This window comes from Craterilacuibacter sinensis, assembly GCF_009831765.1.
Taxonomy (GTDB): Bacteria; Pseudomonadota; Gammaproteobacteria; order Burkholderiales; family Chromobacteriaceae; genus Craterilacuibacter; species Craterilacuibacter sinensis.
Genome location: NZ_WSSB01000011.1, coordinates 35,699 through 49,487, shown reverse-complemented (window position 1 = coordinate 49,487; position 13,789 = coordinate 35,699). Strand labels below are relative to the sequence as shown.

Below are 13,789 nucleotides of genomic sequence, written 5' to 3'. Positions count from 1 at the left end.
CATGCATCAAGCGCAGCGCGGCATATCCTTGATCGAACTGATGGTCTCGCTCGCCCTGGGTCTGGGTATCGTGGCCAGCACAGGCTACGTCTATCTGGGCAGCAAGCAGACCCACAGCCTGCAGGAAGCCGAGTCGGCACTGCAGCAAAATGCACGTTTTGCCTTTGAAAAGCTGTCGCGCGATGTGCGCCAAAGCGGCGACCTCGGCAGCACGCTTGCCGGCTGCAATATCCGGAGCTTTACCAATGTGCTCAACGATGGCAGTGCACGCGCCGCCATCGGCAGCGACCTGTACGACATTCCGCTTGAGGGTTTCGACGATCCGGCCAGCGCCCCGGACGGTATCGACGCAGCGGCCTATCTCAAGGGCGATGTGCTCAAGATCGCCCATCTGGAACACGAAAACCGGGCGCCTGAAACCCTGCTGGACATCACCGGCCACAATGCCAATTCGGCCACCATGGAACTGAAAAAAACCAGTGCTCACGGCCTCGCCGATGGCGATATCGTGGTGGCGATCCAGAACGATTGCAGCCACGCCGCCATGTTCCAGATCACCCAGCTCAGCGACAACGGCGCCAAACTCAAGCTGGTGCACAACACCGGCAACAGCACTCAACCTGGCAACTGCAGCAAGACACTGGGACCGGTCACCCCGCCCACTTCACGCTGCAATGCCCCCGCCTACACCTTCGAGCCCGGCTCAAAACTGGTCAAACTGGATCAGCAACAAGCGGCCACCACCCTGCGCTACTTTATCGGCAAAGGCGATGGCGGCCAGCCGGCTCTGCTGCGCCAGAGTGGCAGCGATGCGCCCGAGATTCTGGTGGATGGCGCTCAAGACCTGCAGCTGCGCTACGGCATCGATCTCGATGGCGACAACAATGTCGATCGCTACGTAGCGGCCAGCGAAGTCGAAACCCTGGCCCCGGGCGATAGCAGCAAGTCCAAATGGCGGCGGGTGCTGGCGGTGCGTGCCTCGCTGCTACTGGCTTCCGAGCGTGAAGTCGGCAGCTCGCCACAACACATTATTTTTAATGGCGAAGAAATCCGGCCTACCGACCGGCGCCTGCGCCAGGTACTCACCGCCACCATCGCCATCAGGAACCGCCTGTGAATACACTCAATCCCCAGCGCGGCATGGCATTACTGGTGGTACTGGTCTTTCTGCTGCTCTTGGCCATGCTCGGCCTGTATGCGGTGCAAGACAGCGTGCTGCAGGAAAAAATGGCCGGCAACAGCCGCAACCGCAGCCTCGCCTTTGAAGCGGCCGAAACGGCACTGCACCATGGCGAGCGCGACTACCTGCAATGGAAAGACCAAACTTTTGCCGCTGAGCGCAACACCTGTAGCGGTGGCCTGTGCGACGCGGCCACCACCGCGCCCAATGATGCCGCCTACTGGCAGGATGATGCCCGCTGGCAGGCTAGCAACAGCCTGAGCCTGCCCGAAGACGCGCCGCTTCCCCACCTCGCAGCCCAGCCGCGCTACCGCATCGAACGCCTGCTGGCCAGCAACGGCCAGCCTGACGGGCGCTACCGCATCACCGCCAGCGCCACCGGCGGCGAAGGCAAGGCGCGCGTGGTGCTGCAAGCCCTGTTCGAACCCTGCGTCGAAGGAAGCTCATGCTGAAACGCCCATACCTGCCCTGCGCCATCGCGCTGGCCTTCTCCCCGCAGCTGCCCGCCGTCGAGCTGGCCGATGTGCCGCTATATCTGGCCGTCGACATGGCACCCAATGTGCTGCTGACGCTGGACGACTCGGGCAGCATGGCCTATGCCTACGCCCCGGACTCGGTAGGTGAAACCGCCAGCAGCAAGCGTTTCAAGGCAGCATCCTTCAACGGCATCGCCTACAACCCCAAATTCAGCTATCCGGCTCCGCAAGTGCGTGGCCGCAATTACAGCACCCGCTTCAACCAGGCCTATATCAACGGGTTCAATTCCGGCCAGGGCAGTGTCAACCTCGACACCCAATATCTGACCTACGCCAATTGCAATTTTTCCCTCAGCAAAAACTATTGTCAGGATCAGGACAAGCAGGGCCAGAAATCAGCGTTCTACACCCTGTGGTATGCCGATGCAGGCATGAGCAAACCCCGCGCGTGCGATGCCTCCGACCCGAAAGATGAAGACTGCTATCTGGAAATCGTCGTCGGCAGCGGAGACGACATCGCCGCGGGCAGCAGTGCCGAGCGCAAGCAGAATTTCGCCAACTGGTACTCGTTCTACCGTACCCGCGCGCAAACCATGACCTCGGGTGCGCTGCAAGCCATCGACGGCATCGATGATGGCCGTATCCGTCTGGGCTGGCAGGCGCTCACCGCCTGCAACCGCTTTGACGGCAACTGCCAAGGCTACGATGGCAGGACGCGCGACAACCGGCTACGTGTACTGGACAGCACACAGCGCGAGCGCTTCTACCAGAGCCTGGAACGCTTTAAGGTCTATGGCTGGACGCCGCTGCGCAGTGCACTAGAACGTACCGGTTCTTACCTGCAGCAAACCGGCCGGGACAGCCCCTGGGCAGAACAGCCCTATGTCGACAAAGGCACCGAATACAGCTGCCGCAAAAACTTCAGCGTGGTTTTCACCGACGGGCTGTGGAATCAGGACGGCGGCTTCAATATTGGCGGCAACGTAGATGGCAGCAACCACACCCTGCCCGCCGACGCGCAGGGCAAGCGCCAGAGCTATAGTCCGCGCCCCCCTTTCCGGGACAGCAACAACAACAGCCTGGCGGATACGGCTTTTGCCTACTGGGCAAGCGACCTGCGCCCGGACCTGGCCAACAATGTACCGGCCAGCTTTAGCGATCGCTCGGGCAATGCCGACACGCAGTACTGGAATCCGAAAAACAATCCGGCCACATGGCAGCACATGGTGACTTTCGGCATCGGGCTGGGGCTGGGTGAAACACTGACCAGCCACCCCCAATGGGCCGGCAGTACCTGGGCTGGCGAGGGTTACAAAGCGCTGATGAATGGCACGACCAACTGGCCGGCAGTCGACAGCTCGGGCAAAAATGCCCTGACCGGTCACGTCTACGACCTGTGGCACGCCGCCATCAATAGCCGCGGCCAGTTCTTCAGCGCCGATGACCCCAAGGCGCTGAGCGAGGCCTTCCGCCAGACTTTCGCCTCCATCATTGATGCCAGCCCTACCGCCGCGCCGCTAAGCGCCAACTCGGGAGCCATCCAGCAGAGTTCTCTGCTGTATCAGGCCGGCTTTGACAGCAAGGACTGGCATGGCCAGCTGCAAGCCTGGCAGCTCAAGGCCGACAGCACGCTGGGGCAGGTCAAATGGGATGCCGCCCGCCAGCTGCCCGCACCTGCCGCACGCCGCCTGTTTACTCTCAACGGCAGCAGCCCGCGCCTACTCGACAGCTGCAACAGCCTGTCCGATGCACAGTTACAGGCGCTGGGGCCGGATCTGGCCAGCTGCAACTTGCGCCTGCAATGGCTGCGCGGCGATGCTAGCCAAGAGGTGCGCAACGGCGGCAGTTTGCGCAACCGCCCTGTTTCGGTACTGGGCGACATCATCAACTCGGCTCCGGCCTATGCCGGCAGCCAGGATTTCGGCTGGAGCAAGGCCGAAGGCCTGGCAAGCAGCGAGCGCAACAGCTACGCCGGCTATCTTGCAGCCAAACGGGTGCGTACCCCGCTGCTGCTGGCCGGTGCCAACGACGGCATCCTGCACGGCTTTGATGCCGACAACGGGCGCGAACTGTTCGGTTTTGTGCCACCTGCTGTATTCGACAATCTCAAGGCACTGAGCGAGCCGGCCTATAGCCACCGCTATACGGTGGACGGCAGCCCGACACTGGGCGATGCCTACTACGGCGGCAGCTGGAAAACGGTACTGGTGGGCGGGCTGAACAAGGGCGGACGGGCGGTCTATGCGCTGAATGTCAGCGACCCGGACAATTTTTCCAGCCAGCATGTGCTGTGGCAGTTCACCGACCCTGACCTCGGCTACAGCTATGGCCAGCCACAAATCACACGCCTGAATAATGGCGACTGGGCGGCAGTGTTCGGCAGCGGCTACGACAGCGCCAGGTCGGCACTGTTTGTCGTGCGCCTGAGCGACGGCAAACTGCTGCAAAAGATCCTGCTGGGCCAGGATCAGGGGCTAGCCGGCATCACCCTCTACGATCAGGACAAAGACGGCGTGAGCGATGCCGCTTACGCCGGCGATCTGGCAGGGCAACTGTGGAAATTCGACCTGTCGGCCAGCACACCGGTGGCCTGGAAAACAGCCAATCAGGGCAAGCCGCTATTTATCACCCCGCCAGGGCAAGCCATCACCACCGCGCCGCTGATAGGCCCGCATCCGCAAGGCAATGGCAATATGGTCTACTTCGGAAGCGGCCGTTATCTGGGGCCATCCGACATCAACAATCAGGAGGTTCAGGCCTTCTACGCGGTGCAAGACAAGGGCAGCGACAATGGCATCATCCTGGGCGCGGCCCAGTTGCAGACGCAAACGCTGGAAGAAGAAATCACCCAGGGCGGTGCCGTGCTGCGCAAGACCAGCAGTCATAACGTCGACTGGAGCCGCCAATACGGCTGGCTACTGAGCCTGAGCCGCAACAGCGGCGAGCGGGTGATCACCACCCCGCTACTCAATCATGGCCGCATCCTGTTCACCACCATGCTGCCCTCCACCGACCCCTGTGTACCCGGCGGTGACGGCTGGCTGATGGCGCTGCGCGCCGACAGCGGCGGACGCACGCTGGATTCCACCTTCGATCTCAACGGCGATGGCGTGATCAACAGCAAGGACAAGATAGGCGGCAATAGCGCCAGCGGCGTCCGGCTTGCCGTCGGCATCCCCACCGCCCCGACCTTTGTCGAGAATCCGGCCACCCCGGGCCTGGCGCCTGTCTATGTGAGCGGCACCGCCGGCAAGATCGAGCTGATCAATATCGGTGTGCCGCTACCGCCGCCGACCGGCCAACTGAAGCTCAAACGCATCTACTGGAAGCAGATACTGTGAAACCACGCACACCGCAACAGACCGGCTTTACCCTGATCGAACTGATGATCACCGTCGCCATCATCGGCATCATCGCGGCAGTCGCCCTGCCCTCCTACCAGCGCTATGTCGCACGCGCGGCGCGCACCGATGCGGCGGCCGTACTGCAGCAAAACGCGCAGCAACTGGAACGCAACCGCACACTGGGCAACAGCTATAGCAAAACTCCGGCCGGGGGTGACTACACCATCCCACCCGAACTGGCACAATCGCCACGCGACGTTCCCACCAGCCAGGCACGCTACCTGATCGAACTTAAGAGCGATGGCCGCAGCTATATCCTCAAAGCCGTACCACGCGCTGCGGGTGCCATGGCCGGCGATGAATGCGGCACGCTGACGCTCAACCATTTCGGACAAAAAGCCATGGAAAACGCCCACTCGCAAGTGGGCGTGGCGGGGTGCTGGGGCTAGGTCTTTTATTTCCAGCACTCACTTATCGAGATGCCAGATGCCTGCCCCTTTACTCCTAGACTATTCAAGCTCAGGGTGCCACAACGATCATACGATTGCCCTCCTGCCGCTTGCGGCGCGGCAGTCAGCGAATAGCCACCACCACTGGCGATAGGCGTAGAGGCATTTAATGCAGTAATTTGAATCAAGTAATAGCCATTCTCCGTTCTTGCCGACGCGCCTGAAGCATTTGCGATTGCCAGATCGACGAGCGAGTCGGCATAACGATTATTAACGGTAAAGAAACGCTCCTGTGCCAACTGGATCTCGCTGATTTTCGCCGTGGCCTCAGTACGGTGACTACGTAGCACATATTCCCGGTAAGACGGCATTGCAATGGCCGTTAGTATGCCGATAATTGCCACCGTGATCATCATCTCAATCAGGGTAAATCCTTTATTGATTTTCATTTTTCTTAGTCCGTATTGATCAATTCACGCCAGCTGACCTGCCCTACTGTCCGCCCAACACGCCACTTGATAGGATCAATCGATTGTCCGGTTGTTGACGACTGCAAGCTATAGACGATGCCACCCAATCTGATATCAACCGAACCCAATGAACCGGAGCTACCAAGACCGACAATCTCAGGAACATCCTGACCATTTATTTTTGGATCATCAATGCGAGAGCGGGCAAAACGCCCACCATTGTTATAATTGACACGCAACATAAAGCTCTCGTCACGAGGCAGACATGGATCACTATCTATCGTAGCTGGAATATAGGTCTGGTACTGCAACATGCGGCTCTCGTAACGCAACTCATCAACAATCCGCTCTCCCGATATATTGAGATCTTCACGCCACCCCAAGTGATTACTCAGCAATGCCGAGCGTGCCGTGTTTGCTGTACAAGCAGTACCTGCAAGTGCGACTATCTGCGCGGCACTCGCCCAGTTAGTCTGATTATTGGTAACAGTGCGGAATTTTTTTCCATCAATGACCCTCACCCCCAGAGTCTGCTCAAGCAATTCATTGCGGTTACAAATTTCGATACCGGCATCCCACAAACCGTAAACGGTATTGCTGGCAGATTCATTGGTACAGCCACCTGCTTTATCGCAGTTCTCAATAAACTTTCCGGTTCCGACCATCACCATCAAACCTGGGTTGGCGATGGTAGCCGGATTTGATGGATAGGCCGGATGTGACGCCACAGCAGGGGCTGCGATAATAGCTTGTTTTTTTCCATCTGCCCCCTTGGCGGTAAATAAACGGCTAGGTTTGGCGGCAGCCCAAGCTGTAGTGCCTGCTCCACTTAGATCAAAGCGCCATACATTGCCCTCCAGATCCCCGCCATACACCACATCGACCTTGCCATCTTTGTTCAAATCATAAGGCGTGATATTCGACAAGCCATTTTTAGGCGCAGTAGCAGGAGCAGTCACCGCGACTTCTGCCATTATTTTTATAATGCTTGTGCCCCACCCTTCAACGGGCCTATCCAATGGCACAATCAACAAGCCGGCTTTACCATTTTCACTGTTATAACCATTAGGTAGCAATACCCAATACTTGCCATCGTTCAGTTTAACGATATGCGGTCTACCGTAGCTGTAACCGATATCTTTACGATCCGCAGGTGACAATTCACTATCCGTAGATGACAATTCCCACTTTACCAAGCTATCAGCTTTTGACTCCGTAAAATTTTCCGGATTACTGATGTCCAGCAAATACCATGCTTGACCTCCCGCCCCCAAGCCACCCGCAAGCAAGGTTTGGCTGCCGACCTTAGCCGCAGTTGGTGTGGCATCAACATAAAATTCGTGGCCATATGACTGCTTGGCAAGCTCAGGCAACTTTGACACGACCGCATTAGGAATAAAACCTAGTTTTTCGCTACCATCCTTGGCATCAAAGACATGCAGCATGCCATCATTGGCTCCAACAAAAACCAGCCCTCCACTCGTCCCGTAATCAACATAAACAGGGGAAGATCCATGAATATCCCCTAGTTTGGTGTTCGGTCTCTGGCGATATGCCCCCGCAGCAGTGCCTTCTTTGCTGGCATTACCACGCAGATAAGCGATCAAATCAGCACTCAGGGCGGGCAAAGAAGGCAAGCCTGCCTGACCATAAAGAAAAGGAACAGCACCACGACTTCCCTTTCCCACAATAATCTGCCGGCCAGTATCATTTTTTAGTAACTGATGGGCACTCCAGCCACTCCCCAGTACCAAATTTTTATTGCTGTCTACACTGAGTGCTTGTGCCAACAACTCCCCTTCCCAGTTCTCGGAACGAAATCCAACGCGAAAATAAAGTGAACCCGCTATAAGATTACGTGAATTACTGCCCCCTGCCGCTGCGGCACCAGCCTGCATACTAATCATGCGAAAGGCCTTATCCAGTTGCTCCTCCAGTTTAAGCGGGTTAGACACCAGAAAATAATTGTCTGGTGTTTTCCCATCGGCACTCCACTCGGCAACATCGTCAATCTCGTTGGCTTTACGTCCGGCACCGGGTATATCGACAAAACCGCCATATTTGGCAACATACCACAACGGAGACTTCAACTCGGTGACCATACTGCCGGCCGTACTGGGCGTAAATACACGCGTATCGCTCAACGCACTCATGGCAGAAACAGGATTAAGAGGTTTTCCTGAAGGGTTGGCCGTATCGGCCGGAGAGGCATCCATCCAGTATTTAACATCATTGCCCCCTTTATCCTTAACCACGAGGTACACGCCATCTTTAGTCGTACCGGAAACCACATAGCCCATATGCTGATCAATACCACCGGCCGCATAAGTCGACTTCACAACCACCTTAATCTTACTATCGGACTGCAACTGCATTTCATACTCGGCAATAGCATCCATATCATGGTCACCACCGTATTCCAAGTCTTCAAAATTGATACGGAATTTATAATAAGCACGCCCGCCATTCACCGCGTCATCTTTTGGAAAGCCATCCACATTGCGGACAGTGTCAATATAAAAATCTACAATCTGGTTGGTGGGCCGATAGTCATCTTTATTTAAACTATCATTATTGCTATTGGATGGAGATTTGGCAAACGGAACAAAAGTCACCACTTTGCCATCAGCAAGCGGGATATTGATCTTTGGCAGGGGCGAGGCCATGGCAATAGAGAAAAAACTGAGCCCTTGCGTCAATCTCTCCTGGCTATTATTAGGATTTACATAGCTAAATTCGCTGCGAATAGGGTTGCGGCGGGCGAAATCGGCAATGGCTGCGCTATTAAAAGTCCCCTCTTTACCCGGCTCTTCAAACAAGCCATGCAAGCGGGCAAAACTGCTAACCAACTTTGGCGTCGGCGCCAGATCCTTTTGAGTGTCGCCATCACTACCAATAATGACAGTTTTACTACCACCAAATTCCTTACCCCATAGGGAACTCAAAATCGAGGAACGATTAAAAGAAATACCATTAAAAGTACTATCAGGGACATCATTATCGTATGAAGGGCTAATATCAGATAAAATAGTGACCGCCGGCTTGGCGCACCAATTATTTCTTTTTACATTATTATGATCCGCGCCATAAGGGTCTTGCCAAGTGATGCCACTAGGCAAATTAAGGGCATTTCCTTTTCCATCACTATTAGATCCTACAAGAGGTGATTTTTCTCCTGCAAAATAACGCACGGCATCAAATAAAATTTCACCTAATGGATTACCCCAACCACTACATCTACCATTACTCAAACGGTTAGCAAACGCGTTACCATAGTCACAGGCATCATCGCCACTAGTCTGACCAAAATACTCTCTACTATTCGAAAAGCCTTCAACTCGTAGATTATCAAAAGTCCGAACAATACCCTCAGCACCACTACTACCAATAAAAACACCAGTAGTAAAGTCTATTTCCCCGGCCAAATTACCTATATTTTTACGCAACACCCCACCTTGCAGGTTATTGCTATAACTACCACTATACAAACCAAAACGCATAGCATCATTACTACCATATTTTTGCAGTAAACCTCCAGGCTTTTTTCCACCCGAGTATGAGATACAATTACTCTCTTCCAGCCCAGCTTTACAAACGAGCACCCTGACAGTCAAATCCTGAATACCTTCAATATCTTTCCTTTGATTACTACCATCCGCATACTGATTATCTGCTACTGGCCTTTCTATACTCACCCACTCCCATATCCTGCGGTCACTATTTTTAATGTAGCGCAATACGGGTGGCTGGGTATAACTGGTACTGCATGACCCACCACACAAGGTGGTCGAAGCAAACAGGTGGCGCTTATTACTATCAGGATTGCTTAATGGGGTGTAATCACTAATATTGTAGCCATCCACGGTTTTACTGGTATATTCCTTACCCCAGCTATGCGCATCCTGCGGAATAAAAGCACGTTCCAATACGGTTTCTGTTGTGGTATCCACAAACCGCTTGCCACCATACAAAACCTTGCGCAAGGCATCGATACGGGAAGTCGTCAGGTAGTTAAGAAAATCACCACTCCACTTTCCAGAACAAGTTTTATCGCTGGTTGTACTATCCGGTTCGAAACGATTATTTTTATACCCATAACATTTATAGCTATCAAAATATCCGTAATAATCAATCTTATATATTGACTCGCCCAGTTGAGGACTTTTCTTTAGCTCATATCCCTTATAACCGACGTCTAGCGTACCGTCACCATCCAGATCAGACGTATCATTATAAGATTCATAAAAAAGCTTATGATCCTTACCTAACACCAGCATATTTAATGGCGCTTGTGGTGTGGTATTCCCCAATAGCGGCTTAGTAGGGATCGTTAACACGCCAGCGGTGCTGGTGAGACTGACAAACAGCCCAATCAATAGCGCCAGAATATTTTTCATGATTGTTCCCATCATTATTCTTCCACCCACATAATTGTCTCCAGCCGGGTCTGCGCACTCTCCCGTGCACCATACCCGGTCACGACGATGCGGTAATACACCCGATCAGCCGTTACTGCACATGCATTCACACACTCGATGACCATGCTAGGCGCACGACTGACACCCGGCGGCTGCCCTGCGGCATTGCGGTTCAGCGTTGGGTTCGTCGAGTTGGGTAGGCTGTCGGCAGTCGCCAAAAATACCTCGGCATCCCGCAGGCCCGCTTCTGCGGACAGAAAAGACAGAGTTTTGTCGCGGCTATTGCCGGCCATTTTTTCCTGCATCAGCGCCATGCGGGTCGCAAACAAAGCCAGCGCCCCCAGAATCAGCAGAAACACCAGCACTACCAGCAGCGAAAAACCGCGAGTGTGTTGCCTCATCATGCAGGGCCTCCGGGGGCATTACGCAGATAAACCGTGCTACGAAATACCCGCGCCAACCGGTTGTTAGGGACGCTGTAGCTATTGCCATTACAGTCATTCAATATCTGGCGGGTAGTCTGTACGCTATTGAGATCGGACTGGATTAGCATGCAAATCCTTATGGCTCGTATCCGCGCCCAGTTGCCCACATTTCCTGCCGCACGGTAACTATTTGCCAAACCATCCGCTGCGGCATCGGTGTCTTCGCCATACGTCATCACTAGCTGCTGCACTCCCGCCAATACAGCCGTGTTGTCACAACTAAGCGTGCCCGAGGCCAACGATATCTGCTGTGAACGCAAGGTTCCCGATGCAACTGCAGCACCGGTGCAGTCAACAACTTCAGTATTGCCCCAATAGCGCATCGAGAGTGTGGATGTACCACTAGCGGCCGAGATCACCGCCGTATTCACATAACTGCCACTGGCAGGAAAATTTCCGGCGGCAGCAATCCGGCTGATGTCTACATAACCAGCCTGTGCCAGCTGCTGATTGATCCAGCGGGTGGCAAAGCGGCCTTTTTCCTGTAAGTCGGCCTGCGCCAGCTGGTTACGCCATGCGGTCTTGCTAGATAGAAAGACTTGCCCCACTACCAGTACGACAAATAAACCCAGAGTCAGGGCGATCATCAGTTCTATCAGGGTCAAACCCTGCTGCCTGGAAACCTTGAAGCCTTTAGTGATAAGCATGCCCCGGCTCCTAACGCATCGTGTACTGAAAAGAGGTTTCAGAGGCCGAGTCTGGTCGCTCACGCCAGCGTACATTGATATTGATTAGACAAGACTGCGCCACTGCACTCGCATTCGGAAGCGCATAACTACAGCTTGATGCCGCAACAGGCCCTGAAGCGATGCTCCCGCCCACCATCAAGGCCAACTCGATACGCGCTTGAGGCAAGCGCTCAGCAGCATAAGCACGCATATCAGCCAGATCCGCAGCGGCAAGAGTAGAAAGGTCACCAGCTGGGCACGTCAGCCCAGACATCCCACCAGAGCCGCTTGCTGGCAGATAACAGGCAACCACATCATTTATTAGGTAATTGTCACCACTGGTGCCATAAATACGATCACCGCTATTAGCACGCATACGCTCGGCAAGATTGCCCGCCAGTTCGCTGGCAACACTACGCTGATAAGCAATATGGCTAGACTGCAGGGTTTTAATATTCAAAGCAGCCAATCCCAACAAGCCGAATGCAACCACGATCACGCTGACTAAAACCTCTACCAACGAGAATCCTCGTTGCCTAGGCTTGGCACTACTGAGCGCCACGGATAGCGGCATGGCCATAAGGGGCAATTTCAACAGTGCGTGACGCATGGGCATTACTCAATGTGATAGTGGTTTGTGCAGCAAGACGATTCGCCGCTCCGGCACTAGACCTGACTTCGCCGCTGGGCGAAAAGCGTAATGAGGACCAAGTTGCAGAAGCCTGAAAAGTAGATGCCGGCTGATGCACAGCAAGCAAGGTACCACTGGCCGCAGCTCTGACAATCCACCCCTGACTCCAGTCAGTCGCGAGGTTTGAGCAGGTCTGGGCATTTGTAGACGCGCAAACCTCGACTGAGCGGCCACTACGCACAGCCTCCGAGCGCGCGAGATACAAATCACCGAGCAGCTGATTGGCCGTACCGGTCATACGATTTCCCTCAATCACTGTTGTTAGTGCGGGCATCGCAATCGCCAAGCCTATAGCCAACACGCTCAGCACGATCATCATCTCGATCAGGGTAAAGCCATTTTTCATGGCGGGACTCCTGTGGGCCGGCAGGCAGGATCGCGGGAAGATACACATTACCTGATTGTATATCCTTAACAGGCAAAATATTCACATGGCAAACACGGTACTGTTAAAAATAGGGTGAAACTGCAACATGGTTCAGCCGCCAGCATCTTGCCACCCGCAACGCCCACCACCTGCCTCCCCCTTGACCCAGAACAAGTCGCATCCCCGCCCATACTGTTACCGTGGGCGGGTTTATGATTACGCTAGCCTCGCATGCCTAAGCTACCCGAACTGGTCTGCCCTGCCGGCAGCCTGCCCGCGCTCAAGACCGCCATCGACCATGGTGCCGATGCGGTGTATATGGGGCTCAAGAATGAAACCAATGCCCGCAATTTCGCCGGGCTGAATTTTGACGAAAAATCCGCCACAGCCGGCATCCGCTACGCCCACGACAAGGGGCGCAAGGTGCTGATGGCGATCAATACCTTTGCCCAGGGGGTCGATATCTCGCGCTGGCAGCGCGCCGTCGATCAGGCGGCGGACTTGGGGGTGGATGCGGTGATTCTGGCCGACCTCGGTCTGATGGATTACGCCAGCCGCCGCCACCCGAACCTGCGCCTGCATATGTCGGTGCAAAGCTCGGCCACCAATTACGAGGCGGTCAATCTTGCGCGCGATCTGTTCGGCGTGCAGCGCGCGGTATTGCCGCGCGTGCTGACGCTGGATCAGGTCGGCCATGTGATCCGCCATACTGATGTGGAAATCGAGGTATTCGGCTTCGGCAGCCTGTGCGTGATGGTGGAAGGGCGCTGCCTGCTGTCCAGCTACGCCACCGGCGAGTCGCCCAATACCCACGGCGTCTGCTCTCCGGCCAAGTTTGTGCGCTGGGAGCAAAACGGCAACACCACCAGCGCCCGCCTGAACGATATCCTGATCGACCAGTACGGCCAGAACGAGCCGGCCGGCTACCCGACGCTATGCAAGGGCCGCTTTGAGGTGCAGGGCGACACCTATTACGCGCTGGAAGAGCCAACCAGCCTGAACGTGCTGGAAATGCTGCCGCAAATCATCGATATCGGCGTATCGGCCATCAAGGTCGAAGGCCGCCAGCGCAGCCCGGCTTATGTGGCACAGGTCGCCAAGACACTGCGCGAAGCCATCGATACGGCTGGGCGCGAGATGCAGCGCTTTTCGGTCAAGCCGGCATGGCAGGCGGCGCTTGGCAAGCTGGCCGAGGGCCAGCAGCAGACGCTGGGCGCTTACAACCGGCCATGGAAATAATC

General features: G+C 55.3%; 11 protein-coding genes. 5 read left to right on the top strand and 6 right to left on the bottom strand.

Annotated features, from left to right (window positions below):
• The first annotated feature begins 1 nt into the window (after position 1).
• Genes GQF02_RS12115 through GQF02_RS12100 form a run of 4 tightly spaced genes read left to right on the top strand, consistent with a single transcriptional unit; the run spans position 2 to position 5,449 of the window.
• Positions 2 to 1,117, top strand: coding sequence for a PilW family protein (locus GQF02_RS12115; protein WP_160797478.1), 1,116 nt, complete (start codon positions 2 to 4; stop codon positions 1,115 to 1,117).
• Positions 1,114 to 1,632, top strand: coding sequence for a pilus assembly PilX family protein (locus GQF02_RS12110; RefSeq protein ID WP_160797476.1), 519 nt, complete (start codon positions 1,114 to 1,116; stop codon positions 1,630 to 1,632). The genes GQF02_RS12115 and GQF02_RS12110 overlap by 4 nt, the downstream gene beginning before the upstream one ends.
• A complete protein-coding gene (locus GQF02_RS12105; RefSeq protein ID WP_160797474.1) occupies positions 1,626 to 4,997 on the top strand; it encodes a pilus assembly protein in 3,372 nt (1,123 codons plus the stop codon). Before GQF02_RS12110 ends, GQF02_RS12105 begins: the two co-directional genes overlap by 7 nt.
• 44 nt (positions 4,998 to 5,041) lie before the next feature.
• The gene (locus tag GQF02_RS12100; protein WP_160797552.1) at positions 5,042 to 5,449 is read left to right on the top strand and encodes a type IV pilin protein; all 408 of its coding nucleotides are present in this window, start codon (positions 5,042 to 5,044) and stop codon (positions 5,447 to 5,449) included.
• A 5-nt stretch (positions 5,450 to 5,454) separates the two neighbouring features.
• On the opposite strand, the gene GQF02_RS12095 is transcribed toward GQF02_RS12100, so the two are convergent.
• Genes GQF02_RS12095 through GQF02_RS12070 form a run of 6 tightly spaced genes read right to left on the bottom strand, consistent with a single transcriptional unit; the run spans position 5,455 to position 12,527 of the window.
• Positions 5,455 to 5,898, bottom strand: coding sequence for a type IV pilin protein (locus GQF02_RS12095; protein WP_160797472.1), 444 nt, complete (start codon positions 5,896 to 5,898; stop codon positions 5,455 to 5,457).
• A 5-nt stretch (positions 5,899 to 5,903) separates the two neighbouring features.
• Complete coding sequence (locus GQF02_RS12090) at positions 5,904 to 10,316, bottom strand: pilus assembly protein (protein WP_160797470.1); 4,413 nt, start codon at positions 10,314 to 10,316, stop codon at positions 5,904 to 5,906.
• Positions 10,317 to 10,330: 14 nt separating this feature from the next.
• Positions 10,331 to 10,741 carry a pilus assembly PilX family protein gene (locus tag GQF02_RS12085; RefSeq protein WP_160797468.1) on the bottom strand — a complete coding sequence of 137 codons (411 nt, stop codon included), beginning with the start codon at positions 10,739 to 10,741 and terminating at the stop codon, positions 10,331 to 10,333.
• Positions 10,738 to 11,469 carry a PilW family protein gene (locus GQF02_RS12080; protein WP_160797550.1) on the bottom strand — a complete coding sequence of 244 codons (732 nt, stop codon included), beginning with the start codon at positions 11,467 to 11,469 and terminating at the stop codon, positions 10,738 to 10,740. The genes GQF02_RS12085 and GQF02_RS12080 overlap by 4 nt, the downstream gene beginning before the upstream one ends.
• 10 nt (positions 11,470 to 11,479) lie before the next feature.
• Positions 11,480 to 12,100, bottom strand: coding sequence for a type IV pilus modification protein PilV (gene pilV / locus GQF02_RS12075; protein ID WP_160797466.1), 621 nt, complete (start codon positions 12,098 to 12,100; stop codon positions 11,480 to 11,482).
• The gene (locus tag GQF02_RS12070) at positions 12,039 to 12,527 is read right to left on the bottom strand and encodes a GspH/FimT family pseudopilin (protein ID WP_160797548.1); all 489 of its coding nucleotides are present in this window, start codon (positions 12,525 to 12,527) and stop codon (positions 12,039 to 12,041) included. Before GQF02_RS12070 ends, pilV begins: the two co-directional genes overlap by 62 nt.
• Before the next feature lie 252 nt (positions 12,528 to 12,779).
• Here GQF02_RS12070 and ubiU point away from each other — a divergent pair, with 252 nt between their 5' ends.
• Positions 12,780 to 13,787, top strand: a complete 1,008-nt coding sequence (ubiU, locus tag GQF02_RS12065) for a ubiquinone anaerobic biosynthesis protein UbiU (RefSeq protein ID WP_160797464.1) — start codon at positions 12,780 to 12,782, stop codon at positions 13,785 to 13,787.
• The last annotated feature ends 2 nt before the right edge of the window (positions 13,788 to 13,789 follow it).